The sequence below is a fragment of the Mesorhizobium sp. M7A.F.Ca.MR.245.00.0.0 genome, from assembly GCF_003997415.1.
Lineage (GTDB): Bacteria > Pseudomonadota > Alphaproteobacteria > Rhizobiales > Rhizobiaceae > Mesorhizobium.
In genome coordinates this window covers 276732-302083 of sequence record NZ_RZTE01000003.1, presented here as the reverse complement: position 1 = coordinate 302083, position 25352 = coordinate 276732, and the positions used below count along the sequence as shown (strand labels likewise).

The 25352-nt window shown below is 62.9% G+C and carries 27 protein-coding genes and 1 pseudogene; 6 read left to right on the top strand and 22 right to left on the bottom strand.

The window, feature by feature from the left end:
- From EOB80_RS35050 to EOB80_RS06335, 12 genes are all read right to left on the bottom strand, one after another.
- The coding region (locus tag EOB80_RS35050) for an ROK family protein (protein WP_245466259.1) at positions 1-408 on the bottom strand (408 nt) is incomplete at its 3' end.
- Positions 405-1127 (bottom strand): ribulose-phosphate 3-epimerase, encoded by a 723-nt coding sequence (locus tag EOB80_RS06385; RefSeq protein WP_127272187.1) that lies wholly within the window; start codon positions 1125-1127, stop codon positions 405-407. The genes EOB80_RS35050 and EOB80_RS06385, both read right to left, overlap by 4 nt.
- Positions 1124-1957, bottom strand: a complete 834-nt coding sequence (locus tag EOB80_RS06380) for an alpha/beta hydrolase (protein WP_127327055.1) — start codon at positions 1955-1957, stop codon at positions 1124-1126. Before EOB80_RS06380 ends, EOB80_RS06385 begins: the two co-directional genes overlap by 4 nt.
- Positions 1957-2775 carry a sugar phosphate isomerase/epimerase gene (locus EOB80_RS06375; protein ID WP_127327054.1) on the bottom strand — a complete coding sequence of 273 codons (819 nt, stop codon included), beginning with the start codon at positions 2773-2775 and terminating at the stop codon, positions 1957-1959. Before EOB80_RS06375 ends, EOB80_RS06380 begins: the two co-directional genes overlap by 1 nt.
- Complete coding sequence (locus EOB80_RS06370) at positions 2775-3851, bottom strand: Gfo/Idh/MocA family oxidoreductase (protein ID WP_127327053.1); 1077 nt, start codon at positions 3849-3851, stop codon at positions 2775-2777. Before EOB80_RS06370 ends, EOB80_RS06375 begins: the two co-directional genes overlap by 1 nt.
- 11 nt (positions 3852-3862) lie before the next feature.
- Positions 3863-4684 (bottom strand): sugar phosphate isomerase/epimerase, encoded by an 822-nt coding sequence (locus tag EOB80_RS06365; RefSeq protein ID WP_127327052.1) that lies wholly within the window; start codon positions 4682-4684, stop codon positions 3863-3865.
- Between the two features lie 63 nt (positions 4685-4747).
- Positions 4748-5590: a carbohydrate ABC transporter permease gene (locus EOB80_RS06360; RefSeq protein ID WP_127266567.1), complete on the bottom strand. Its 843-nt coding sequence runs from the start codon at positions 5588-5590 to the stop codon at positions 4748-4750.
- Positions 5591-5595: 5 nt separating this feature from the next.
- Positions 5596-6492, bottom strand: coding sequence for a sugar ABC transporter permease (locus EOB80_RS06355; RefSeq protein WP_023808791.1), 897 nt, complete (start codon positions 6490-6492; stop codon positions 5596-5598).
- 137 nt (positions 6493-6629) lie between these two features.
- On the bottom strand, positions 6630-7877 hold the full coding sequence (locus tag EOB80_RS06350; protein ID WP_127327051.1) for a sugar ABC transporter substrate-binding protein: 1248 nt from the start codon (positions 7875-7877) through the stop codon (positions 6630-6632).
- A gap of 108 nt (positions 7878-7985) precedes the next feature.
- Positions 7986-9131, bottom strand: coding sequence for an ABC transporter ATP-binding protein (locus EOB80_RS06345; RefSeq protein ID WP_127319222.1), 1146 nt, complete (start codon positions 9129-9131; stop codon positions 7986-7988).
- Between the two features lie 88 nt (positions 9132-9219).
- A complete protein-coding gene (locus EOB80_RS06340; RefSeq protein WP_127327050.1) occupies positions 9220-10170 on the bottom strand; it encodes a PfkB family carbohydrate kinase in 951 nt (316 codons plus the stop codon).
- A gap of 3 nt (positions 10171-10173) precedes the next feature.
- A complete protein-coding gene (locus EOB80_RS06335; RefSeq protein WP_127327049.1) occupies positions 10174-10974 on the bottom strand; it encodes a class I fructose-bisphosphate aldolase in 801 nt (266 codons plus the stop codon).
- A 162-nt stretch (positions 10975-11136) separates the two neighbouring features.
- On the opposite strand from EOB80_RS06335, the gene EOB80_RS06330 reads away from it, so the two are divergent.
- The 3 genes from EOB80_RS06330 to EOB80_RS06320 all read left to right on the top strand — a co-directional run bounded on the left by EOB80_RS06330 (position 11137) and on the right by EOB80_RS06320 (position 14263).
- The gene (locus tag EOB80_RS06330; protein WP_127327048.1) at positions 11137-11898 is read left to right on the top strand and encodes a DeoR/GlpR family DNA-binding transcription regulator; all 762 of its coding nucleotides are present in this window, start codon (positions 11137-11139) and stop codon (positions 11896-11898) included.
- Between the two features lie 264 nt (positions 11899-12162).
- A complete protein-coding gene (locus EOB80_RS06325; protein ID WP_127327047.1) occupies positions 12163-13311 on the top strand; it encodes a Gfo/Idh/MocA family oxidoreductase in 1149 nt (382 codons plus the stop codon).
- A 10-nt stretch (positions 13312-13321) separates the two neighbouring features.
- Positions 13322-14263 (top strand): alpha/beta hydrolase, encoded by a 942-nt coding sequence (locus EOB80_RS06320; RefSeq protein WP_127327046.1) that lies wholly within the window; start codon positions 13322-13324, stop codon positions 14261-14263.
- A 10-nt stretch (positions 14264-14273) separates the two neighbouring features.
- Here the strand turns inward: EOB80_RS06320 and EOB80_RS06315 are convergent, their stop codons facing one another.
- Positions 14274-15308 (bottom strand): LacI family DNA-binding transcriptional regulator, encoded by a 1035-nt coding sequence (locus EOB80_RS06315; protein WP_127327045.1) that lies wholly within the window; start codon positions 15306-15308, stop codon positions 14274-14276.
- A 413-nt stretch (positions 15309-15721) separates the two neighbouring features.
- Between EOB80_RS06315 and rsgA the strand changes: the two genes are divergently transcribed.
- A complete protein-coding gene (rsgA, locus tag EOB80_RS06310) occupies positions 15722-16732 on the top strand; it encodes a ribosome small subunit-dependent GTPase A (protein ID WP_164762530.1) in 1011 nt (336 codons plus the stop codon).
- A gap of 26 nt (positions 16733-16758) precedes the next feature.
- Here rsgA and EOB80_RS06305 read toward each other — a convergent pair whose 3' ends face one another.
- Positions 16759-17292 carry a sterol desaturase family protein gene (locus tag EOB80_RS06305; RefSeq protein WP_127327044.1) on the bottom strand — a complete coding sequence of 178 codons (534 nt, stop codon included), beginning with the start codon at positions 17290-17292 and terminating at the stop codon, positions 16759-16761.
- A gap of 173 nt (positions 17293-17465) precedes the next feature.
- Here EOB80_RS06305 and EOB80_RS06300 point away from each other — a divergent pair, with 173 nt between their 5' ends.
- Positions 17466-17936 (top strand): NUDIX domain-containing protein, encoded by a 471-nt coding sequence (locus tag EOB80_RS06300; protein ID WP_127327043.1) that lies wholly within the window; start codon positions 17466-17468, stop codon positions 17934-17936.
- Between the two features lie 10 nt (positions 17937-17946).
- Here the strand turns inward: EOB80_RS06300 and pobA are convergent, their stop codons facing one another.
- From pobA to pcaD, 6 genes are read right to left on the bottom strand one after another with little or no spacing between them, the layout of a single operon-like run.
- Positions 17947-19119: a 4-hydroxybenzoate 3-monooxygenase gene (gene pobA / locus EOB80_RS06295; RefSeq protein WP_127327042.1), complete on the bottom strand. Its 1173-nt coding sequence runs from the start codon at positions 19117-19119 to the stop codon at positions 17947-17949.
- Positions 19119-20171, bottom strand: coding sequence for a 3-carboxy-cis,cis-muconate cycloisomerase (locus EOB80_RS06290; protein ID WP_127327041.1), 1053 nt, complete (start codon positions 20169-20171; stop codon positions 19119-19121). Before EOB80_RS06290 ends, pobA begins: the two co-directional genes overlap by 1 nt.
- 19 nt (positions 20172-20190) lie before the next feature.
- Positions 20191-20805 (bottom strand): protocatechuate 3,4-dioxygenase subunit alpha, encoded by a 615-nt coding sequence (pcaG, locus tag EOB80_RS06285; protein ID WP_127327040.1) that lies wholly within the window; start codon positions 20803-20805, stop codon positions 20191-20193.
- Complete coding sequence (gene pcaH / locus EOB80_RS06280; RefSeq protein WP_127327039.1) at positions 20805-21560, bottom strand: protocatechuate 3,4-dioxygenase subunit beta; 756 nt, start codon at positions 21558-21560, stop codon at positions 20805-20807. The genes pcaG and pcaH overlap by 1 nt, the downstream gene beginning before the upstream one ends.
- Positions 21550-21957 (bottom strand): 4-carboxymuconolactone decarboxylase, encoded by a 408-nt coding sequence (gene pcaC / locus EOB80_RS06275; RefSeq protein ID WP_127318459.1) that lies wholly within the window; start codon positions 21955-21957, stop codon positions 21550-21552. Before pcaC ends, pcaH begins: the two co-directional genes overlap by 11 nt.
- Positions 21950-22759, bottom strand: coding sequence for a 3-oxoadipate enol-lactonase (gene pcaD / locus EOB80_RS06270; protein ID WP_127327038.1), 810 nt, complete (start codon positions 22757-22759; stop codon positions 21950-21952). The genes pcaC and pcaD overlap by 8 nt, the downstream gene beginning before the upstream one ends.
- 92 nt (positions 22760-22851) lie before the next feature.
- Between pcaD and pcaQ the strand changes: the two genes are divergently transcribed.
- The gene (gene pcaQ / locus EOB80_RS06265; protein ID WP_127266585.1) at positions 22852-23769 is read left to right on the top strand and encodes a pca operon transcription factor PcaQ; all 918 of its coding nucleotides are present in this window, start codon (positions 22852-22854) and stop codon (positions 23767-23769) included.
- Between the two features lie 22 nt (positions 23770-23791).
- Here the strand turns inward: pcaQ and EOB80_RS06260 are convergent.
- Positions 23792-23965: pseudogene (locus tag EOB80_RS06260) on the bottom strand (FAD-linked oxidase C-terminal domain-containing protein); the annotation flags it as partial.
- A 117-nt stretch (positions 23966-24082) separates the two neighbouring features.
- Positions 24083-25342, bottom strand: a complete 1260-nt coding sequence (locus EOB80_RS06255) for an ABC transporter substrate-binding protein (protein ID WP_127327037.1) — start codon at positions 25340-25342, stop codon at positions 24083-24085.
- Positions 25343-25352 lie beyond the last annotated feature (10 nt).

Here is a 25352-nt window from a genome sequence, read left to right as displayed (position 1 = left end):
GACAAAGACCAGCGAGCGAGCGCCATGGCCGGCGCCGAAGCGCCATTCGCCGAGCGCCGCGGCATTGGCGTCGTTCTCCAGCCGCACCGGCAGGCCGAGCCGCCGTTCCAGGATGTCGGCAAGCGGCACGTCCAGCCAGCCGGCGAGCGTCGGCGGGCCGACGGCGATGCCGGCCAGCGGATCGAGCGGCCCCGGTGCACCGACGCCGACGCCGACGATCGAAAGTGCCGGGGCCTCGGCATGGACTGTCGCCGCCAACGCCTCGATCTGGCCGATCACCACATCGGGACCGGCCTGCGCCTGCGTCGGCACCGCCGCGAATGCCAGGATCTTGCCGTCGCGGTCGACCAAGGCGGCGCGAAGCTCCGTCCCGCCAAGATCGATCGCAAGGGCGGCTTCTGATGTCATGCCGCGACCTTCAAGCCGTGCAGCCAGCCGATGCGGCCGGCGAGATCCTTGTCACCGAAGGCGAGCGAACCGAGAACCACGGTTTCGGCCCCGGCGGCACGCAGCAACGGCACGGTCTCGTGGCGGATGCCGCCATCGGCCGCCAGAACCACTTGCGCCTCGCGGCCGGCCTCTCTCAGGATGGCGCGGGCAGCGCCCAGCCTGTCGCAGGCCTTGTCCGACAGGCTCTGTCCCTTGACGCCGATTGCGGTTCCAAGAAGCGTCACGAAGGCGACTTCCGGGACGAAGGCCGTCACCGCTTCGACAGGCGTCTCCAGCCTGAGTACGACGCCGGCCTCGGCGCCGAGCTCCCGCGCCAGCCGCACGGCGCGCAATCCGGCTTCGCCATTCTCGGCATGGACGCTGATCATGTCGGCGCCGGCTTCGATGAACTGGCGCGTCTGCGCCTCGACGATTGCTTCATCGACCATCAGGTGGACATGGATGGGTTTCGCCGTCAGCCCTGCGATGCGGGCGACGAGATCGGGGAAGAACAGGAAGGACGGTGCGAAATGACCGTCCGCCACATCGATATGATGAAGATCGACATAGGGCTCGATGCGCTTCAAGTCGTTTTCGAAATTGGCGAGATTGGCCGACCAGAGCGAGAATTCGGCGATCATCCGGTCGCGCGGCAATGCGGCGATGGCGGCCGGGCCTGAGAGAGGTTTCGAGGTCATGACTGGTCCTGGTTGTTGAAATTCATGTCGAGAAAGTCCGCGATGGCGGCGCGAATTTCGGCGAAATGGCACTCCTTGTCGGTGGCCTTCGGCATCACCTCGGCAAAGGTCGCATTGGGGATGGCGTCGGCGAGGCTGCGGGCGGCGGCCAGCGGATGGACGAGATCGATGCCGCTGCCGATGACGAGCGTAGGGAACGCAAGGCTGGCGGCGGCTGCCCGCGTCACGCCAGGTCCATCCTCTGCGATCGCCTGCATCACCTCGGCGAAGACGGGCGCGTTTTCGCGCGCGAAGAAGCCGAGCAGGGAAGCAAGATTGTCCGGCGCTTCGGTGCGAAAGCGGGCGGCCGTCGCGGACGCCGCGAAGATATCTCGCGCCTCCGATAAAGGACGGCTGAGGATGAGCTCCGCCACTTCCACGTAAGGGCGCATGTTTTGCGGCGCCGCATCGAAAGCCCAGGCAGGGCGCACAAGCACGAGACCGGCGACCCGGTCCGGGTGCCGGGCGGCAAGCTGCAAGGCAATGGCCGCACCCATCGAGATGCCGCCGGCGACGAAACGGTCGAGGCCGGCCGCATCCGCGGCGGCCAGCACATCATCGGCGAACATCGCGATCGAAAACGGGCGCTTGCTACCGGCGCCGGAACCGCCCTGCGCTCGGCATTCGACGGTCAGCCGACGGTATGAAGGACCATCGGGAAAGTTCTGCGCGACCTGCGCTGCGTCACCGCCGAGGCCATGCTGGAAGACGACGGGAAGCCTGCCCTGCCCCGTGTCGAAGACACGAAGCGCTGCATCGTCGCGAAGCAGGATCGTCGGGGCGGCGCCCATCAGAGGAGCCTTCGCAGAAAGGCGGCGACATCGGGGGCTTCGTCGGCGGACAGGCCGTGGGTGACAAGCGGTCCGTCGAAGCCCGCTGCCTTTAGCCGTGCAACAAAATCCGGAAAATCGACAATGCCTTGTCCTGATGTGGCAAAGCGACCGTCACCATGACGGTCCTTGGCATGCGCCATGGCGATGTGGCCGGCGGCCTCGTCGATCGCGGCGGCAACGATAGCGCGCGCCTCGCCGGGCGTGGCGTGTTCGAACAGGTTTGCCGGATCGAGCACGATCTTCAGATGCTTCGATCCCATCTCGGCGATCAGCCGGGTCGCATCCCTGGCCGAGGTGACGATGTTGGCCTGCTCAGGCTCGATGCCGAGATCGACACCGGCACCTTCGGCCAGCGCCAGCGCCTTCGCCATCTCGGCGGCCATGTCGGACCAGGCGGCCGGATCGGCATTGTCGGGATGATAGGCCCACTGATCGGCGGCGTTGCGCGAGCCGGTGCAGAGCGTAACCAGCGGGATGCCGAGGGCAGCAGCAGCCTCGATGACAACGGCGAGGCACCTGAGGCCGTCGTCGCGCACGGCTTTGTCGGGATGCGCCATGTTGTAGGTGCCCGACAGTGCTGCGAGTGAAACGCCGTTCGACTGCGCGGCGGCACGGACGGAGGCGATGGCGTCCGCCGGCAAAGCATCCGGCATCGACGGCAGGCCGGCACAGGCCAGATTGAACTGCGTCGTCTCATAGCCAGCTTGCCGCACCGCAGCCAGCACGGCGGCCGGATCGGTGCCGGCAAAGGTCTTGGCGAAAATGCCGAGACGCATCACACCGCCCCCGACACCGAGGCGAGTTCGACTCGCTCGACTGATACCACCGAACGCGCGATGGCGACCATGGCGCGGATCGAGGCGATGCCGTCCTCGACATTGGCGCCACGCATCGGCGTGCCGTTCAGGACTGTGTCGGCAAGACCTTCCAGCTGGCGGCGGAAGAAATGGCCATCGGCGCCGAGCGGCTTGTGGGCCGTGGCGGTCTTCTCGTGAAATATCTCCACCTCGCTGGCGCGGAAGTACCAAGGGTTGAATGTCCTGGCGATAACGGAGCCGTTCTCGCCATAGAGCTGAAAACCTTCGTGCCAGTCCATGCGCACGGCAACCGTCAGGTCGAGATGGCCGAGCGCGCCGCTGGCGAACTCGGTTTCGACGAACCAGCAATAGGCGCCGAATTTCTCATTGAGGCGGGCGCGCACGGCGACGATATCGCCGCACAGGAAACGCGCCGTGTCGACGAGATGCGAGCCATGGGCCAGCATGAAGTATTGCCTGAGATCGGCCTTGGGATTTCCGGCTGGCTTCCTGGCTAGCCTGCTGGTGACGGGCAGCGGCTGCACGGCATCGGTGTTGGTGTAGCGATGGGTGGAATCGCAGTACCAGGCCTTCAGCGCCAGCACTTCGCCGATCTCGTCGCGAACGAAGTCGCGCGCGGTCTCCAGTGCCGGATCGAAGCGCTTCATGTGGCCGACCTGCAGGATCTTGCCCGAGCGCCTGACCGCTTCGGCCAGCGCCTCGCCCTCCTCGACCGAGGTGCCGATCGGCTTTTCACAGAGAACATGCTTGCCGGCGTTGAGCGCCCTGATCGACATCGGCACGTGATAGGCGTCCGATGTGGCGACGATCACCGCTTCCAGCTCAGGGTCGGCGAGCATTGCCTCATAGTCGGAATACATCTTCTGCGGCTCGTAGGTCGCGCCCATGCGCGCAAGCAGATCGGGTGCCGCATCGCAGATGGCGTAAAGGTCGGCATTGCCGGCCTTGACGCAGGATTCCAGATGCGCGAACTGCGCGATGGGGCCGCAGCCGAGCACGCCGACCCTGAGGCGTCTGTCCTGTTTCTTGATCATGGTCTCGTTCTTCAGGCGCCGTAGCTGCGCATAGTCTGGCGGTTGGTCTTGACCGCGCCGGCAGGATCGGCGGCGGCCGTTTCGGATTCTTCCTCCAGCACCAGCCAGCCGTTGAAGCGCGGTGCGGTGTTGGCGATCTCGATGACCGCCGGGGTGTCGCAGATGCCCTTGCCGAGCATGGCCCAGGTACCGTTGGCATCGACGTCCTTGAGGTGGATGTAGCGGATGCGATCACGGTAGGTGCGCAGCGTATCGGACATGTCCTTGTGGCCGCGCAGGATATGGCCGGTATCCGGCACCCAGCCGACCAGGTCGGGGTCGAGCAAGGCAAAGATCGTGTCGTAATCGGCGCGGTCGAACAGCAGCGTGTTGTGGTGGGAGCTAGGATGCAGGGCAACCTGGACGCCGGCCTTGCGTCCGATCTCGCCGGCCTTGTTGTAAACCTCGGCGGCGATGGCGAACTTATCCTCGCGCGGGCCGTCGGACACCACCGTGGCCGAGCCCATCGATACCAGCGCATTCGGGAAGGCGGCGGCGAAATCGATCCAGCGCTTGGCGGTTTCGAGGTCGGCGCCGATCTCCTCCTTCAGCGTAAAACCACTGTTCGAGCCAAAGGCGAAGGAAACCAGCGTCAGCCCCGACGCCTTCAGCGCGGCGGCGAACTCCTCCGGCTTGTCGCCATAATGTCCGATCATGGTGTCGGTGATCTCGATGCCGGCATAGCCACCATCGGCGATCGCCTTCAGCAGATCGTCAGGGCCGCCGGTGAACCGGTCTCCCAGCATTTCCCAGGTGAAGGTCTGGCAGCCGACTTTGAGGTCTTTCACGTTCATCCTTTCATTCCTTGATATCGCCTATTGCTTGATGCCACCCTGAGTCGCCGTGGGATGGACATCCTACTTGACCGAGCCCGCGGTCATGCCGGCGAGGAAGTACCTCTGGGCAACGAGGTAGATGAGCAAGAGCGGTAGCGAGCCGAGCACACTCATTGCCATCATCTGGTTCCATTCGAAGGCGTGCTGCCCCATCAACAGCTGGATGCCGATCGGGACGGTGCGCATGGACGTCGACTTCGTCAGTGTCAGCGCAAAGAGAAATTCGTTCCAGCACAACAGGAAGGTGTAGACCGACGTCGCCACGATACCAGGCAGTGAAATCGGGACGATCACCCGCCAAAGCGCTGTCCAACTGGTGCCGCCATCGACGGCTACGGCTTCATCGAGATCGCGGGGCAAGGTGTTCAGATATCCCGTCATCAGCAGGATCGCGTAGGGCAGCGTAAACACCAGATAAGTCAGGATCAGTGCGACGTAGGTGTCGAAGATGCCGTATGAGACGACGAGCCCGAAGAAGGGGATCAAAAGTGTGATCGGCGGAATCGTCTGCGTGCTGATGATGATTGTGTTCAGGATGCCCTTGCCGCGGAAGTTGAAGCGGCTGAACCCGTAGGCCGCCAGCAGGGCGATCAGCACCGTCAGCACAGTCACCGCTCCCGCCACGAAATAGCTGTTGAAGAAGAAGCGCAGCTTTACCGGGTCGCCAAGGATGGCTGCATACGCTTCCAGCGTAAACGCCTTTGGCAGGATGGTTGGTGGCAGGGCAAAGATTTCGGTATTCGATTTGAACGAGCTGCTCAGCATCCAGTAGATCGGGAATGCCGCGAAAAAGAGCCCCGCTGCAAGCGCTACATGGAGCGCGACGGTGATCAGCCTGTCTTTCGGCGTATGCCTTTTCCTCATGGTGACTACCGAGCCTTTTGATAGCGAATATAGAACAGCGTCAGGCCGAGAGAGATCAACAAGATGACCACAGCGCTCGCCGAAGCCTGCGACAGGTTGTAGCTCGAAAACGCCAGCTTGTAGGTGTAGGTGCTGAGGACCTCGGTCGAGTAGATCGGGCCACCGCCCGTCGTTATCCAGATTAACGGGAAGACCTGCATGGTCCAGATGAAGTCAAGCAGCGAGATGCTGATGATGATCGGCATCAGCTGCGGAATGGTGATGAAGATCAGCTTCTGGTAGGCTTTCGCCCCGTCGATATCGGCAGCCTCGTAGAAATCCTTGGGAATGCCCTGCAAACCCGCGAGCAGGCTGACCATGAAGAGCGGATAGCCCGCCCAGATGTTGGCAAAGGTGACGGCGTGCAGCGCGGTCTCAGGCGAGGAAAACCATTCGACCTTGGAACCGATGATGCCGATTTGCATGAGAATGCTATTCACGACACCGTTCGGCTCAAGCAGCAGGCGCCAGATCACGGCGATAATCACCGCGGTGAACAGCCAAGGCAGTATGTAGAGCACGCGCAGAATATTGCGCAGCGTCGGATTGATGCGGTCGCTGTTCAGCATGAGCGCGAAGGCCATGCCGATGGTCATGTGGAAAATGACACTCATGCATGTGAAGTAGAGCGTGTGCCACAGCGAAGCCCAGAACACGGGGTCGTCGAAGATCGCCTGGTAGTGTTTCAGTCCGGCAAAGGATGGGTCACGACGCAGCACCGCGCTGTTCTGGAACGAGTAGCCAATCACCGTCACCATCGGCAGCAGCATCAGAAGCCCGATTATGAGCAACGAGGGCGACAGATAGAGGTAGGGTGCGACCGCTCGTTTGAGCTTATGGTGGGAACGCTTTTGCCGGGTCATGTGCCAACCTTGGGATACGCCTTCAAGAGAAGGTAAGCTTCAAAAACAGGTCCACTCAAATTGCCGATCCGTTGTTGCCGGGTGGCCTGCCCGAAGTCAGGCCACCCGGTCGAAGATAGCAAACGGGAACAGGCCGATCAGAATTTCGCCATCCAGCCCTTCTGAGCGGCGGCGGCTGCTTGTTCCGGAGACTGCTCGCCGGCGAGCATCTTTTGGGCTTGCACGTCGAACTGGGTCATCAGGTCTTCTGCCACCGGCAGGCCCGTGAACTCATTGGCGAGATAACCGGTCTTGAAGATTTCAAAAGCCTTGCCGAAAGCCTTGTCGGAGGTCACGAAATCGGGCTTGGCGTTGACGTTGCCTGGGAAGGCGTTTGCAAGCGACACGAGCTTGGCGTTCACCTTTTCACTCATCACATATTGGACGAGTTTCCAGGCCTCTTCCTGATGTTTCGAGGCAGCAGAGATGCCGATGCCCCAGGAGGCATAGGGAAGGCCGCGCTTGCCGGTATAGTTTTCCACGACCGGGACCGGAATGAGGTCGAAGTTCAGCTTGGGATTGCGCTTGCGGATGAGGTTCACATGCGCGAGCGAGTCGATCATCATCCCGACGCGGTTGTTGACGAACTCCTCGACCTTTTCCTGCTCGGTCTTGGTGGCGATGCCGGGCGAGATGGTTCCGGCGTCGTTGAGAGATTTGACGAAGGTGAGCATCTCCACCACCGGTTTGCCCTCAAGGTCCGGCTTGCCGTTCGCCATCATCGACTGACCCGAAGCCCAAACCCACGACATCATGTCGTTCTGGACGCCGGATGGCGTTTGCAGCGACAGGGGCAGCACCCAGCCATACTGGTTCTTGTCGGCGATCGTCATCTTCTTGGCGGCTTCGAGAAACTCCGCACGGGTCGACGGCAGCTTGGTCACGCCTGCCTGGGCGGCGAGGTCCAAATTCACGAAGACCGGATAGACGAAAGAAGCCACGGGAAACATCACCGCCTTGCCGTCCACCTTGACGATGTCCGCGACCTGGCTCTTGTCGAAACCGCTCGCATCCATCATCGGATTCATGTCGGCGAGTGCACTCTGCGCATTCAGATTGTTCACCCAGGCACCGTCGAGACCGACGACGTCGCTGAGCGTTCCGGTTGCGGCACCAACCGAGATCTGGTCTCGCGTGGTCGCGTAGGGGCCGCTGACCAGCGTCACTTTGATTCCTGGATTTGCGGCCTCGAAGTCATCCATGATTGCCCTGAGCGAGCCGGCCGGCAATTCGGGCTCCCACCATTGGGTGAATTCCAGCGTCGTATCCGCCACGGCGCCGGTTGCGCCGAGCAACCATGCGGCCGCGGCTATTTTCAGCATCGCGGGTTTAATACGGAACGTCATTTTCTCCTCCTTCTTTATATTCGCCCGCACAATGCGGCCGATCGTCTGGTTATTCAGAAGTCTTCTTACGCAGGCGCCTCACCCTCACCCGCGGGTCTTCGCTGATACTCAGATTGCCAGATGCGTCTCCGGGTCGAAGTAATGGAGCTTGGTATCATCCAGGGCCAACCTGATTTCCGAGCCGGAACGGACTTTGCTGGTCGGTTCGAATTTCGCCACCGCATTCGACGCCAGGCCGAAATCCTGCACCGCGTCAGGGTCGCCGGAGTCCACCCGGACCGCGTCGATGTCGAGATGGACGATTTGTTCGGATCCAAGTTCTTCGATCGAGGTCACCTTTGCCGGTATCGTCTGATACTTGCGGCCGGATTCGAGGCTGCTGTCATAGAGATCCTCCGGTCGTATGCCGAACACGACCTTGCGCCCCGCATACGACTTCAAGCCCGGCCTGCGCACGAAGGCTGCATCCTGCAGCCGGATGGCCAGGGCGCCGGACATCAGTTCGTCGCCCGTCAGGGTCGCCTCGAAAAGGTTCATCGAAGGAGACCCGATGAAGCCGGCAACGAAGGCGTTCACCGGCGATTCATAGAGTCTCTTGGGTGTGTCGACCTGCTGCAGCACGCCGCCTTTCAACACCGCGACCCTGTCGCCCATCGTCATGGCTTCGGTTTGGTCGTGGGTCACATATATGGTCGTTACGCCGAGCTGCTTTTGCAGACTGGTGATTTCGGCGCGCATTTGAACACGCAGTTTCGCATCCAGATTGGAAAGCGGTTCGTCCATGAGAAAGGCTGCCGGCTCGCGCACCATGGCGCGGCCCATGGCAACCCTTTGACGCTGCCCGCCTGAAAGGTTCGCGGGTTTGCTGTCCAGCAGAGACGTCAGTTGAAGGGTTTTGGCGATCTCGTCCACGCGCTTTTTGCGCTCGGCCTTCGGCTTGCCTGCCAGCCGCATCGAAAAGCCGATGTTTTCGAACACCGTCATATGCGGGTAGAGGGCGTAGCTCTGGAAGACCATCGCGATGTCGCGATCCTTGGGCGGCATGTCGACGACGTCGACACCGCCGATCCGAAGGCTGCCGCTGGTGACGTCCTCCAATCCCGCGATCATCCGCAACGCGGTGGATTTGCCACAGCCGGACGGCCCGACGAGAATCAAGAACTCACCGTCCTTAACCGACAGGTTCAATTGGTCGATTGCGTGAAAATTGTTCCCGTATGTCTTGCAGATATTCTCAAGAACGACTTCTGCCATATTCCTCCCTCCACAAGTCTAAGCCACTGATTTTTATGATTGTCCTCGGCTTACGTTCACCTGCGAAATTTTCCCTCGGATAGCTAGGCTATGTTCCGGTATCGAGCCGCGCATATTTCAGTTCGACTGCCGACGGCGCGTTTGTCGATGCCAGGAGTTGCTTGACCTGGTCGACGGTCGGAAGCGCCTCGCGCCCGCCCCGCCCCGTTATCGAAAGGGCCGCCGCCGCGGCCGCGAATGCGACCCGGCCTGCGGTGTCTGCCCCGCGCGTCAATGCAAGGGCATAGGCGCCATGAAAGCAGTCACCGGCGCCGGTCGAGTCGAGGACGGCAACCCGGTGCGGAGGCAGGTGCCAGAGCCCCGTCTCGTCGCGTCCGCGATAGAAGACGCCCCTGCCGCCATCCGTCAGAACCACGGCGGACCGCGACGGCAACCACAATGCGTCGAGTATCTCGGCCGGCGACCGGCGACCGGTGGCGGTCCGCGCAAAGCCGAGCGGAAGAATGAGATGGTCGCAGAGCCCGATCAGTCTCTCGGTGGCCGGGCCGTGGCTCCATTCGACATCGCCGAGGATCGCAAGGCCGAGATCGCGAGCCCGAGCCACGACATCCAGCGACCCAATACCGTAACTGTCGACGATCAGGACTGTCGCGCGGCTGAGAACCTCGTCCGGAAAGTCCGGCGCGGTGCCCAGCATCGCTTCGTCGTCATACGCGATGAATCGCTCCCCATCCGAACCGACGGTGATCCGCGAGCGCACCGGGCGCGCGTGCGGGTGGCGCGGCGCAAACGCGGTTTCAACGCCGCTCGCAACGAGATCGCACAACACGGCGTCGTCGGCGGCACTGCCCAGCCATCCGACGAACCCGGCGCTTCCGCCGAGCCGCGCCACGGCGGCAAGTGCCGTCGCGACATTTCCCCCGAAAGCTCGGGCACTTTGCAGAACCTTCCCCTTGCCCGCCGACAACGGCTGATCGACATAGACGATGTCGTCGACCGCAATAGCTCCGAAGCCGAGGATTGAAGGGACGGTGGGCATCGTTCAGGCACCCGCCTTCGCCAGGGCGTCTTGCGCCGAAAGGCCGTCATGGATGACGCCCCGAAAGGCGATCGCTGCCTTTTCCGGATCGCCGTGCCCCCAGAGATTGCGGCCCACCACGGCACCGCGCGCGCCGGCACGGATGGCGTCCGCCGTCTGCTGAAGGGCGCCGAGCAGCGTGTCGGTCTTCGGACCGCCGGCGATCACAACCGGCACCGGGCAGGTCCGAATAGTCTCTCGGAACGACTCGAAATCGCCCGTGTAACCGATCTTGATCACATCGACGCCGGACTCGTAGCCGATGCGTGTCGCATAGGCGATCTCGTCGGGGGTGAAGACGATTTTTGCCCCGTCGGTGAAATCGCGAGGGTAGATATGCGCCACCACCGGCATGCCGTAACGGGCCGCCGCGTTCACCGAATCGGTCAGCCAGCGTATGTATTTGCCCTCGGTCGCGCCGCGCACCGGAATGGCCACGGCCAACGCATCGGCGCCAGCGCGCACCGCATCCTCGGGCGTTGCAATCAGTTCACTGATGCGATCGTCCGGGGTGAAGCAGCCGGCCTGGATCACCAGGCAAGCCTTGCCCGCGTATTGCGGCCACAGATGGCGCGCGGTGCCGGGCTGGATGCTGACGTAGTCGGGTTTGCCTACCATGACGCGTGCAAGGGCGCCCGGCAGATCGGCAAGACCTCCTTTGCGCACGTCGCCGTAGCCGACAAAGTGGTCGACCGCGCCGCCAAAAAGATTCCCCGACGGATGTGAGAAGAGGCGCGCCAGGCGCACCTTGGTTCCGAGGCTCATGAGTCCAAAACTCTCCAATCGATTGATTTCAAAATCCTGTACCCAGTGTTTGCGAAAGAAAGGACAAATGCAATCTTTCGAAAGCTTTCGAATTCGCATATTTTTGGTAGAGTGAACCGAGGCCAGGGTGATTGCTTGGCGGATGGAGGCAAGGACAGGGCAATGTTGTCAGAGCAGAGACGCCAATCGATCCTGGGTGAAGTGCAACGTAGCGGACAGGTCCGCATCAAGGACCTGTCAGACGATTTTGGCGTATCGGAAGTCACGGTGCGCTCCGACCTCGAGATACTGGACCGTAAGGGACTGCTGACCAAGACCCGCGGAGGCGCGGTGACCCGGACCACGGATTCGACCACGGCCGCGTTCGCCCGGCGGATGCAAACCAACCTCGATGCAAAGAAACGCATCGCCCGGGCAGCGGTAGAACTGTTCGAGGACAACCAATCGGTCATCTTCGACGGCGGCTCGACATTGATGCAGGTTGCCATGCTGTTACCGCCACTCAGCAATGTCGTGGTCGCGGCCACGGCGATGAATATCGTGCAGCATCTGATGCATCGGCCCGGGCTCGACGTTCACATGATCGGCGGCCGGGTCTATCCAGACACGGTGAGCACACTGATCACCGATGCCGACACGGCTCTCGGCGGCTTGGTAGCGCATCAGGTCTTTGTTGGAGCGCATGCCATTGACTCGTCACTGGATGTGGTCGACGTGAACGAAGACATGGCGCGAACGAAGCGAAACCTCGTGCGCATGGCCCGGCGCGTTGTCCTCCTTGCAGATTCGAGCAAATGGGGCGTCAGCGGAACCTCCAAGGCCTTCTCGCTGTCGAGCGTCGATGTTGTGATCACCGACGATGGCCTGTCGGGTCCGATACGCAGCCAGCTTGATAGGATCGGGGCCAAGGTGATCTATGCCTGACCCCGTCGCGGTCCCTGGCTGCGACCGAGTATCCAATGCGCGCATAGCCCACAGGATTCGCATCGGCGGTCGGCCGGTTTTCATGCCTGTCATTTTCTCCTCCCAGGGCTGGCGGCCTCCCCGATATCGCACCAGCATTTTCGCATGTTGTATAAAAATTTTACGCGCGTCAATATTTAAAATGTTGTATAGCCTTTTGCGAAAGCGATCCGCCTAACGGCTGGGCGGATCCGGCAGGCCATGAGCGCATTGGGAGGCAGGAAAATGCACGGGACATCAAAGACCAAACTCGGGATCGGCGTCATCGGATGCGGCAACATCTCGATGACTTACCTGCGCAACGCCGGGCTTTTTGGCGGGATCGAATTGCGCGCCTGTGCCGATATTTCGGCCGACATGGCGGCGGTGCGGGCGAAGGAATATGGCATCCAGGCACTCGGCGTCGATGCGCTGCTGGCCGACCCGGAGATCGATCTTGTCCTCAACCTGACCATTCCGGCGGCGCATTTCGACATTTCGTTTGCCGCGCTTTCGGCCGGCAAGCACGTCTTCACCGAAAAGCCGCTCGCCACCTCGGCCGCCGACGGACAACGCCTGGTCAACGAGGCGCGGTCGCGCGGCCTGCTGCTCGGCTCGGCGCCCGACACTTTTCTCGGTGCAGCCGGACGCCGCGCCCGCCGGCTGATGGACGAGGGCGCCATCGGCCGCCCGGTCACCGGCACCGCCTTCATGATGGGCCGCGGCATGGAGCACTGGCACCCCAACCCGCAATTCTACTACCAGCCAGGCGGTGGCCCCGTGTTCGACATGGGTCCGTACTATCTGACCATGCTGGTCAATCTGCTCGGCCCGGTCGAGCGCGTCATGGCAATGGCGACACGCGGCCAGGAAGAAAGGCTGATCACCGCCGAAGGGCCATTCAAGAACACCACATTCAAGGTCGGCACGCCGACCAATGTGCTGTCGCTGCTCGAGTTCCGCTCCGGCGCGACCGTCACCTTCGGCGCCTCGTGGGACGTCTTTCGCCACTCCAACCATCCGATCGAACTGCACGGCACGGAGGGCTCGCTGCGCCTGCCCGATCCCGACACGTTCGGCGGCACGGTGTCGCTGTCGGAACGCGGCACCGACTGGCAGGATTTCGCCAGCGAGGGCGAACTCTACGGCGCCCGCAACTGGCCTTACGCGGCACCCGATCGCGCCAACTACCGTATGCTCGGCGTCGCCGATCTGGTGCGCTCGCTTCAAACCGGCAACACCCCACGGGCCTCCGGCAGCCTCGCGCTGCATGTACTGGAGATCATGGAGGCTATCCTTCGCTCCGGTGAAACACAGGGATCAGTCGCCATCGCGGGCGATGTCGTGCAGCCGGCCCTGCTGACCGAGGAAGAGGCGAGCAGCCTGCTGGCCTGAGGACATGACCATGACGCTCGATCCGGATGCGCTGCGCGTCCTCGAAATTGGTCGTGCAGCCGGCGGCGAGCCATTCGAGACCGGCAGCGTGGCGGCGGCGCGAACTGCCTACAACGCCTCGTTCCCGACGTTACAGGGTGAGCACGAGCCGGTCGCTGCGACCCAGGAACGGCAGATCGACGGGACGAATGGGCCTATAGCGCTCCGCATCCATCGCGGCATCGGCGCACCGCAAAGCGGGGCACCGGCGCTGCTCTACCTGCATGGCGGCGGCTGGGTCGTCGGCAACCTCGATTCGCATGACGAGATCTGCCGCCTGATGGCCAATCTCGGCGGCGCCGTCATTGTCTGTCCCGATTATCGCCTGGCGCCAGAGCACAAATTTCCCGCCGGGCTCGAGGATTGCCTGGCGACACTGCGCTTCATAGCGGGGAATGCCGCCGGTCTCGGCATCGACATCAGACGCATCGGCGTTGCCGGCGACAGCGCCGGCGGCAATCTCGCCACGGTGCTGGCGCTGCTTGCCCGCGATGGGCTTGCGCCTCAGCTTGCGGCGCAACTCCTGATCTATCCCAACACCGACGCGCGGCAGGCATCGAATAGCTACCAGCGTTTCGGCGACGGCTTCGGGCTCACCGCAACCACCATGGCATGGTTCCGCGACCACTATGTGCGAACGCCCGAGGACATCATGGACTGGCGCGTCTCGCCCTTGCTGGCGCCTGACCTCGCCCGCGTTGCGCCGACCTTTGTAGCGCTTGCCGGCTGCGACATCCTCGCCGACGAAGGGGCAGCCTATGCGGCGCGCCTGCAAGCCGCGGGCGTTCCGCTCATCCTGCGGCAATGGCCGGGCCAGATTCACGGCTTTGTCTCAATGGGACGCCATATTCCCGCTGCCCGGCAAGCGGTGGCCGAGGCGGTGACTGCCTGGCGCCAGTTCGAGAAAAGCTGACGCCGGTCGCTCAGGCTGACTGACGCATCACCAGGGTGGCGCCGAGCTTGACGGTGCGCGCCATGCCCTGCTTCGGCGGATCGGCCTCGTCCAGCAAGGCCAGCAGGATCTCGACGCTGCGGCCGGCCATGGCGGTGAAATCCTGCGCCATGGTGGTCAGCGCCGGGCAGGTGTAGCGGCTCAGCGGATGATCGTCGTGTGCTGCAACCCGCAGATCGCAATCGGGTCTGCGGCCGACCTTCAGGCCGCGCGAGAACGCAGCCGCCATCACGCCAAAGGCGAGACGATCATTGGCGCACAGGATGGTGCGGCCGGGCAAGGCGCCGGCCTGCAGCATTTTTTCCGTCTGCTCGTAGCCGATGCGTTCGAAGTCCCAGGTGTAATCGCGGGTGCCTTCGATGACGACCGGCTTGAACCCGGCGGTCTCCATCGCGACGTTGTAGCTTTCCTGGCGTTCGCCGGAGTTGTGGTTGACGTGTGGGATGTCGAGATAGACCGGCGGCTCACCCGAACGGCAGAGATAGTCGACGATGGTCGAGACGCTCTGCCGGTTGTCGTTGCCGACGAACGGCGTATCGCCCTCGATATAGGTGTCGAAATAGACAATCGGAATATCCTGCCCGAGCTTGTCGAAGACGCCGCGGTCGGAAGCCAGACCCAGTGGGGCGATGATCGCGCCGGCGACCTTCAGGGACAGCAGCGTCCTGACCGACTCCGCCTCCAGCTTCGGCGAACCATGCGAGGAGATGACGATCGGCCAGTAGCCTTCGTCGCGGCAGCGAAATTCGATGCGGCTGACCATCTCGGCGTAGAACGGATCGGTGATCGTCGGCACGACGATGCCGATGTTGCGGGTGCGCTTGCGGTTGAGATTTCGGGCGAAAAGGTTGGGCTGATAGTCCGAGGAGCGCAGGGCGGCTTCGATGCGCGCCCGCGTCGCCGGCTTCACGCTCGCCGGATCGTCGAAATATTTGGACAGCGTCGGCCGGGACACGCCGCATGCCTGGGCGAAGTCATCCATCGTGCGGTGCGTCTTCTCCGCCATCGATATATTCCTGATCCCTGTCATGATCGGCCCGCCCCAGTCATGCGGCCGTTGACCGGATGCGACAATGCTGGATGGAACTTATTCAGTCAATTTTCACAGTTACCAATAGAACCCAAAAACATTGCATGCGTCAAATTATTCGTTAACGTTTCAAAACTGAGGCGGCTCGCCGCCGTTTTTTCCCCCCAAACGCTTTCGGATAGCGCTGTTTCATCGACTTGATCGTCAGTTCGACGATCGAGGGATGGGCTGCAGAAGCTTGCCGCTCGCTCTCGGCTCCGGGCCTGCTTGCCAAATGCCGCCATGCCGCCCATACAGCTGGGCAATTGCCCACCCCGTCCGCGCCTCACCTGCCAGGGATACTCTCCAATGTCCGCGACGCCGTGGTCAAAGCCGTGACGGACCACTCCATGCCATCGCTTGCCGGCCTGGGCTGGACGGATTTTTTTGGCGACCAGCTCGAACCCGGCGACGCCGATCTTGTCCCGACACGGATCGCCACCGTCCACCGCGATCGCGTGACCGGCCTGTCCCAGGCAGGGCCGGTCGATCTGACGCTGCCGGCGCAGGCGAACACCCGCGACTATGCGGTCGGCGACTGGGTACTGGTCGATGGGCATGAACACCTTGTGCAGCGCCGCCTGGTCCGCAAGACGGTGCTGGAGCGCCGCACCCAGGGCGGCAGGGTGCCGCAGCTTGCCGCGGCCAATGTCGACACGCTGTTCATCGTCACCTCGTGCAATGCCGACTTCAATCCCGCCCGGCTCGAGCGTTATCTGGCGCTCGCCAATGAGGCCGGAACGACGCCTGTGATCCTGCTGACCAAGGCCGATACCGCTGAAGACGCCGAGACATATGCAAGGCAGGCTGCCGCGTTGCAGCGTGGATTGCCGGTCGTGACGCTGAACCCCCGGACATCGGATGCGGCAACCATCCTGGCTGCCTGGTGCGGTGTCGGCCAGACGGTGGCGCTGATCGGCTCCTCCGGCGTCGGCAAATCGACGCTGGTCAACACGCTGGCCGGATCGGGGCAGCAATCGCCGCAGCAGACCGGAGGCATTCGCGAGCACGATGCCAAGGGACGCCACACCACCACGTCGCGATCGCTGCACGCCATTGCCGGCGGCGGCTGGGTGATCGATACGCCGGGCATGCGGACTTTGCAGGTCAGTGACGTCGCCTCCGGCATCGACACGCTGTTTGCCGAAATCACCGAACTCGCGCCACTGTGCAAGTTCCGCGACTGCACGCATGTGCATGAGCCGGGCTGCGCTGTGCAGGCTGCCTTGAAGGCCGGAACGCTCGATCCGGAGCGCCTTGCCCGCTGGCGAAAACTGTCCGACGAGAACCAGAACAACACGCCGGTTCAGAGCGGCCCTCGCGGCGCCAAGTCACCCGGCGGTCGCGGGAAGAGGCGTTGAACGATTGGGGTTGATCTGGCCTCGGACTAGAGCCGCGCCGTCCCGAAAACGCGATCCCAGAACGCCGACGTCACACCGAAATTGGCCGTTTCCTCGATGTGGTGATGCACCGCGTGACGGCGCTTGAGCGTGTAGAGGTAGCTCGGATGCGCGGGATGCCAGTGATGGATCATGTGGTGGATGCTGATGTACCAGAGGTACCCCAGCATCAGCCCGCAGCTCACCGCACTCGCGGTTGCTAAATCCGAGATCATCCATACCGGCAGGAACGCGACCAGCGCATGCACCCCGAGGCTGAGCCAGGTCGGCGTGCCCACCGAACTGCGCTCCTCGACATGGTGACGGTCGTGCAGGTCCTTGATGTAGGGAATGTGGTGAAGAACGAACCTGTGCAGCACATACTCGATCAGCGTCCAGAGGCCGAGACAGGCGAGGACCGTGCCTATCCAGCCCGGCGCACCCTCTTCGCCGGCCTCGAGCAGCCCGGCCACTGCCAGCACGGCGATTACCAGCGGATACACGACGAAGTCGCTGTAGTAGCCAATAAGACCGAGTTGCATCGTCACCTAGCCTTCGAGCCGCCAAATAGGCGATGGTATCAGATTGCCGGACTCGCGGGTGAGGTGCAATGTAGACGCGCCTGACATAGCGTCGCAATCCCCTGGTGCAAGGTTCGCGTCAACGATTCAAGGACCATCGGCAGGCTGCCGGCTTCGCAGACGGACGTATAAAAATGGCAAAACGGAGTGCGGGATTGCTGATCTATCGCCGCGGCGATGGCGATCTCGAGGTGTTGCTGGTTCACCCGGGCGGCCCCTTCTGGGCGAAGAAGGACGATGGTGCGTGGTCGATACCGAAGGGTCTTGTCGACGAGACCGAGGACGAGTTGACGGCAGCGCAACGCGAGACCGAGGAAGAGCTCGGCATCAAGGTCGATGGCATCTTCGCGCGGCTTGGCGACTACAGGCAACCGGGCGGCAAGATCGTCTCGGCCTGGTCCGTCGAGGCGACCATCGACATCGATGTGACCTCCATCAAGAGCAACATTTTCACCATGGAATGGCCGCCAAGGTCGGAATCCCTGAAGGAGTTTCCGGAGGTCGACAGAGCGGGCTGGTTCACCTTGCCCGAGGCCGAGGTGAAAATCCTCAAGGGGCAGCGCCCGATGCTTTTGGATTTTGCCAGGCAGCAAGGCGCGGGATGATCCGCAGCCCTCAATAAGGCAGGCCGACATAGTTCTCGGCGAGCGCGGTCGATGCCGCGCGCGACTGCACGAGATAGTCGAGTTCGGCCTCCTGGATGCGCTGGCCGAATTCGCCGGTGTCGGGAAAGCGGTGCAGCATCGTCGTCATCCACCAGGAAAAGCGAACCGCCTTCCAGACCCGCGCCAATGCCTTTTGCGAATAGGCGTCGATGCCAGCCGCGGATTTGTCGCGATAGAAGTCGCGCAAACCCGAGAAGAGATAGCGCACGTCGCTGGCGGCGAGGTTGAGGCCTTTCGCCCCGGTCGGTGGTACGATATGGGCGGCGTCGCCAACCAGGAACATCCTGCCGAAGCGCATTGGCTCGGCAACGAAGGAGCGCAGCGGCGCGATCGATTTCTCGAAGGATGGGCCGGTGACGACATTTGCCGCCGTCTGCTCCGGCAAGCGGCGGCGCAACTCGTCCCAGAAGCGGTCGTCCGACCACGCCTCGACATGGTCGTCCTCCGGGCACTGCACATAGTAGCGGCTGCGATGCGTCGAGCGCATCGAGCACAGCGCAAAACCCCGCTCGTGATTGGCGTAGACCAGTTCGTGATCGGCCGGTGGTACTTCTGCCAGCACGCCGAGCCAGCCGAACGGATACTGCCGCTCGAAGATTTTTAGCGTACGCTCGGGCACCGATTTGCGGCTGACGCCATGATAGCCGTCGCAGCCGGCAACGAAGTCGCAGTCGATGCGATGCGTGACGCCATCCTTGTCATAGGTGGCGAAAGGCGCGGCGCCGTCGAAATCGTGCAGAGCGACATTTGCCGCCTCGTAGATCGTGGTCAGCCCTGCCGCGTCGCGCTTGTCCATCAAATCATGCGTCACCTCGGTCTGGCCATAGACGGTGACATGCCTGCCGTCGGTCAGCGCCTTGAGGTCGATGCGATGCAAGCGTCCGTCGAAGGCGAGCGAGATGCCGGAATGCGGCAGCCCTTCGGCATGCAGCCTTGCCGCCGCGCCGGCCTGTTCCAGCAATTCGACGGTGCCCTGTTCGAGCACCCCTGCCCGCACGCGGCCAAGCACGTGCTCGCGGCTTGCGCGTTCCAGAATGACCGTCTCGACGCCGATGCCGGCCAGCAATTGCCCAAGCAGCAGCCCGGACGGCCCGGACCCGATGACGACGATTTGCGTGCGCATCAGTGGCCGAGACTTTCGACCTGTGCGGCCAGTTCGGCGGCAAGGCGCAGCGACGCTGCCGTTGCGACGACCATTTGCGGCAGCAATAGCCACTCCAGCGTCCATGCAGCACCCGACCGCTCCTGCTCATGCACGAGCGCGTGATGCAGGCCGGCAAGCTGCGTGGCGTTGAAGCGGGCAAGCGCCACCAGCGCTTCGGCCTTCACCGGGTTCTGCTTGTGAGGCATGGTAGACGAGCCGCCACCGCCGGAAAGTTTGATCTCGGTTCCATCTTGCGCCATCAGAGCGATGTCCTGGCCGAATTTGCCGAGGCTGCCGGTCAGCAGCGATAACCAACCGGCAAAATCAGCGAGCGCGTCGCGCTGGTTCTGCCATTGCGGTGCGTCGCCAAGACCAAGCCTGACGGCTAGGGCTGCGCGCACCGCTTTCCCTTTGTCGCCTAGTTTTTCCAGTGTGCCGGCGGCACCGCCGAACTGCACCACCAGCAGGCATCTCGACTGTTCCGGCAGCTTTTCCTGGTGCCGTTGCAGCGGCCCCTGCCACGCTGCCACACGATCCTGCACTTTGATCTGAATCGCCTTCTGCATACGCGTCATGCCGGTCAGCGCCCTGCCGCCAAAACGCTCTTCGAGCGAGGCGAGGCGCATGACGGTTTCGGTCAACAGCAGATCGAGATGCTCGACGACGGGTTTCAGCCGAAGCATCAGGCCCGTGTCGACGACGTCCTGACTGGTCGCGCCGAAATGCACTTTCTGGCCATGCGGTTCGCCGACCGCCGCCCTGATCTGGCGCACCAACTCCGGCACCATGACGCCGTCTTTGGCGACCCCGGCTCGCAGCAGAGCCGTGTTCGGCCGGAACGTGCCAAGCGCCGCCACGATAGCTGCCTCGGCATCTTTGGAGATTATCCCGTTATCGGCCTCCGCTTGCGACAGCGCCTGTTCAAAGGCCAACATGGCCTCGATTTCCGCCTCGACGGAAAAATGCCTCGCCGCTTCTTCGTCGCCGAGAAGAGCGGAGAGCAGCGGATGGTCGAAAGGCGATACAGTCATGTCACAGGCCTCCTGAGCATCAGCTATCGAAGAAGACCGTTTCCTTCTCCCCCTGGAGATGGACGTCGAAGACATACATATCGCCTTGGCGCTCGGCGATCAGCGTCGGCACGCGAACGCGGTGCTCGAAACGCGCAAGGATCGGATCTTCAGCATTGGCCTTTTCCTCATCGGAAAAATACAGTCTTGTGTGCAGGCCGAGATTGATGCCGCGGGCGACGATCCAGAGCGTGATATGCGGCGCCATCAGGCGACCATCGTTGAACGGGACGCGGCCAGGCTTGATCGTCTCGAACGCACACAGGCCGGTGTCCATGTCGGTCGGGCAACGGCCCCAGCCGAAGAAGTTGGGATCGGCCGTGCCGCGCGGTTCTGCCGGCGAATTGTAGAGCCCGTCGGCATCCGCCTGCCAGATCTCGATCAGCGCATCCTTGAGCGGCGTGCCGGTGCCGTCGAGCACCCGGATGCGCAGGCCGATGCGCTCGCCCCTGGTCTTGTCGTTGACCATGGTCGCGCCGAGGTCGGTCGGGTAGACGCAGCCGATGCCACCGAAATTGGGCGTCAGCCCGATATGAACGTACGGTCCGGCGGTCTGCGAGGGGCTCTCCCTGAGCCGGTCGAGCGACTGGGCCATCAATTGCCCTCCAGCCTGTTTTCGAACCGCGACGCGCGGCGCCCGCGCAGAACGATGTCGAACTTGTAGGCGCGCGCGTCGAAGGGGATCGTCGCTTGCATGTCGAGCGTTGCGATCAGCGTCTCAATGGCCGCCTTGTCGGGGATGCCGCGCACGATCGGGCAGCGCCAGATCAGCGGATCGCCCTCGAAATACATCTGCGTGATCAGCCGCTGCGCAAAGCCGTGGCCAAAGACAGAGAAATGGATGTGCGAAGGCCGCCAGTCGTTCGGCCCGTTCGGCCAGGGATAGGGACCGGGCTTGACGGTACGAAACGCATAGAAGCCATCCTCGCCTGTAATAGTTCGGCCACAACCGCCAAAATTCGGATCGAGTGGCGCCAGATAGCCATCCTTCTTATGGCGATAGCGGCCACCGGCATTGGCCTGCCAGAACTCAAGCAGCGCGCCGGGCACGCCAACGCCGCGTTCGTCGAGCACCCGCCCATAGACGAGGATGCGCTCACCGAGCGCGCTCTCGCCGGGCCTGGCGAAATTGTGGATCAGGTCGGCGTCGAGTTCGCCGAGCATGGCGTGACCGAAGACCGGGCCTGCAATCTCCGATAGCGTGTTGTCGAACGACAGCGGCGCCTTTTGCGGTGAGCGCAGCACCGAGGTTTTATAGTTCGGCGTCAGAGCCGGCGGATGCCATGTCCGGTCGCGCTGGAAGAAGGCGCCGGTCTCGGGCCTCCGGGTCGAGCCGGACTCAGCGGGCATTCTGGCTCCCGTCCATTTCCGAAAACACCTCCTTGGCGATCTTGAAGGCACGGTTGGCGGCCGGCACGCCGGCATAGATGGCGACATGCAGGAACGCCTCGCAGATGTCGTCGCGCGACGCACCGGTGTTGGCGGTGGCGCGCACATGCATGGCGATCTCCTCATCATGGCCGAGTGCGGCCAGCAGCGCCAGCGTGACGATCGAACGCTCACGCTTGGTGAAGCCCGGCCGCGCCCACACGGTTCCCCAGGCAGCCTCGGTGATCAGCTCCTGGAAAGGCTGGTCGAAATCGGTGGCGGCGATTTCGGCCCGGTCGACATGCCGGTCGCCGAGTACCGAGCGCCGCACCGCGAGCCCCTTGCGATATCTGGCTGCGTCGCCGGGGACTTCATCCATGAGTTTCTGCTCCAGGGGCAAGCGACGCGATAAAACTGCGGATCAGGGCGACCAGCGCTTCGGGTTGTTCGACGCAAGGAATGTGTCCGGCGTCGCGGATGATCTCGAAGCGCGCGGCGGGGATCAGCTCGGCCAGCGAGCGGACGAGATCGGGCGGCGTCGAGCCATCCTGGTCGCCCGCGACACAGAGTGTCGGCACCGCGATGCGGCGTGCGGCATCGGTGAAATCGGCATCGCGAACGGCAACGCAGGTCCCGATGTAACCGGCGAGCGCTTGCCTGGTCATCATGTTCCTATAGCCGTCGAGCTCGGCTGGACGCGCCGCGTGGAAGGCGGGGGTGAACCACATTTTGAGCACGCCATCGGCAATCGCCTGGAGGCCCTTGCTTTCGACCGTTGCGATGCGTGTGTTCCAGCTGTCCGTCGTGCCGATCTTGTGCGCCGTGTCGCAAAGGATCAGGCCTTCGACGATTTCAGGTCGCCTGGCATAGAGCCCCTGCGCGATCATGCCGCCGACCGACAGGCCGCACAGCACGACTTTGCTCAATTCGAAATGATCGATGAGGCCCGAGAGATCATCGACATGATCGTCGATCGACCTGATGTCGCCGATGTCGGACAACCCGTGACCGCGCTTGTCATAGACCAGCAGCGGCATTTCACCACCAAGCGCCGAGACAATTTCGTCCCAGATCCGGAAGTCGGTGCCCAGTGAATTGATGAATATGATAGGGCGCGCATTGCCGCTCGCCTTGCTGTGGCGATGGTGCAGCGTGATGCCGCCGATGGTGAGGAATGGCACGGTTTCGGTCCTCCGCCCCCACATTGCACAAGGCGTTTGGTTCGGTAAAATGATATTTTGCGTCGTTTCATTAACTCATGGGTTATTAATTCATGTCCGAGAGCCGGATCCGGTTCCGCCATTTGCAGGCATTCCTGGAGGTCGCGCGGCAGGGAAGCGTGGCACGAGCGGCTGACTTGCTGCATGTCAGCCCGCCGGCAGTGACCAAGACATTGCGCGAGCTGGAAGGGGCGCTGGGGGTTGCGGTGGTCGAGCGCGACGGCCGTGGCATCCGACTGACGCGCATTGGCGAGATCTTTCTTCGCCATGCCGGAACGGCGATCACGGCACTCAAGCAAGGCGTCGATTCCGTCCGCCAGGACGGAGCGGTCAGCCGGCACCCGATCCGCATCGGTGCGCTGCCGACAGTGTCGGCGCGGGTGATACCGCTCGCCATGGGCCTGTTCCTCGAGGAGGACACAGGTGCGGCGATCAAGATCGTCACCGGCGAGAACGCCGTGCTGCTCGAACAGTTGCGCACCGGAGCGCTCGATCTCGTCGTCGGAAGGCTGGCGGCGCCGGAAAACATGACCGGCTTCTTCTTCGAGCACCTCTATTCTGAACCGGTGCTGTTCGTGGTGCGAGCCGGACATCCGCTGCTTGATCCGGGACAGGATGTGTTCGCACGGCTCGACGAATTCCCGATGCTGATGCCGACGCGGGAATCGGTCATCCGCCCCTTCGTCGACCGCCTGTTCATCACCAACGGCATGACGGCGCCGGCAACCGAGATCGAAACCGTTTCAGACTCCTTCGGCCGCGCCTTCCTGCGGCAAAGCAATGCCGTCTGGATCATTTCGGCTGGCGTCGTTGCCAATGAACTCGGCAGCGGCGCCTTCGTCGCCCTGCCGGTCAACACCGAGGAAACCAAGGGACCGGTCGGCCTGACCATGCGGACCGACACCGCGCCCTCGCCGGCCTTTTCCATCCTGCTGCAGACCATCCGCGAAGCGGCAAGGCAAAGCGGCTGATGCGTCAGGCTGTGCGGGATCGTCATCGGCAGAAGGCAGTCGGGTCGAGGTCGAAGACCCGTCCCGGATTGAGGATGTTTCTCGGGTCAAGCGCTGCGTTCAGCCGCCGCATCGTGGCGATCTCGGCGTCGCTGCGGACCAGATGCAGCCACTTCTTCTTGTCGAGGCCGATGCCATGTTCGGCCGAAACGCCGCCTGCCGGGCAAACGCTCGTCCACGCAAAGCGACGTCGTCCGTGTCCGTCGGCAATGTAAAACAGGACAATCGTCCTGTATCGATCACGATGGATCGTGATCGATACCGGAGAGTTGTCTTACTGAAGCTTGGCTTGCAGCGCGTTGACATCGTCGGTGGTCATTTCACCGTCCGTTGCCACCTTGCCGTCGACGATCTTCCACAGGCGGAACGGGCCGGTGATGTCGCCATATTTGTCGAAGGCGACAGGGCCGATGACACCTTCATAGCGGATCGGCTTGCCGTCCTTGATCAGGCCGAGCGCCTTGGCGAACTCTTCCTTGCCGGCAAAGATCGGCGTGCCGGCCGGATCGACGGCCTTGTACATCGCATCCTTGATCTTGGCCGGGTCCTCAGAACCGGCAATGGCGATGGCCAGACCAACAATCGCGCCGGCGTCATAGGAGCGGTCGGCCGCCGGATTGGTCGGTTCGATGCCGGAGAATTCCTTGTAGTTCTTGGTGAAATACTCCGTCGAGGCCGTCGGGCTGGTGCCGGAGGACGTGCCGTAGGCTTCCTTCAGATAGTCGGCGCCGACGGACTCGATGAAATCAGGGCTGTTCATGCCGTCATTGAGCAGGAATTTCTGCACGCCGCCCTGCGAGATCCAGGTACGGGCGACCGTAGCGCCGTCGACCGGCGTGCTGACGAGGTAAAGACCGTCCGGTTCGCCGGCCATTGCCGCCGTGACTTCCGAGGCATAGCTCGACTGCTTCTCATTGTAGGGCGTGTCGGAGACGATGGTGCCGCCGAGCGCTTTGTAGGCACGTGAGAATTCGGCCACCATGTTGACGCCGAAATCGTTGTTGACATGGATGATCGACAGCTTCTTGAAACCCTTGTCGACGGCGTATTTGGCGGCGGCGACGCCCTGCAGCGCATCCGAGGTGATGGTGCGGAAGAAGATGCCGTTGGTCTTGCCGTCGCGGCCGAGCGCGGTCAGCGTCGGCGAGGACGAAGCCGGCGAGACCTGGACGATCTTGGCTGGTGCGGTGACCGAAGTCAGGATCGGGATCGACACCGAGGAGATGATGCCGCCGATGATGACCGGCACCTTCTTGACCTGGACCAGCTGGGTGGCTGCGTCGACCGCTATGTTGCCCTGGCTCTGGCTGTCGCGCGTGTCGGTGACGAGATCGCAGCCGCGCACACCGCCGGCTCCGTTGATGTCGCGGAAGGCCATCTCGACCGACTTGGCGCCGGCCTGGCCGTATTCGCCGGCCGGGCCGGTCAGCTCCATGACGAGGCCGACGGTGATCTTGCAATCGGCGGCTTGCGCAGCACCCGCCATCGTGACGAGGGCGAGCGCGGTGGTGAGTTGGAGTATCGTCTTTGTCATTGTTGTTCCC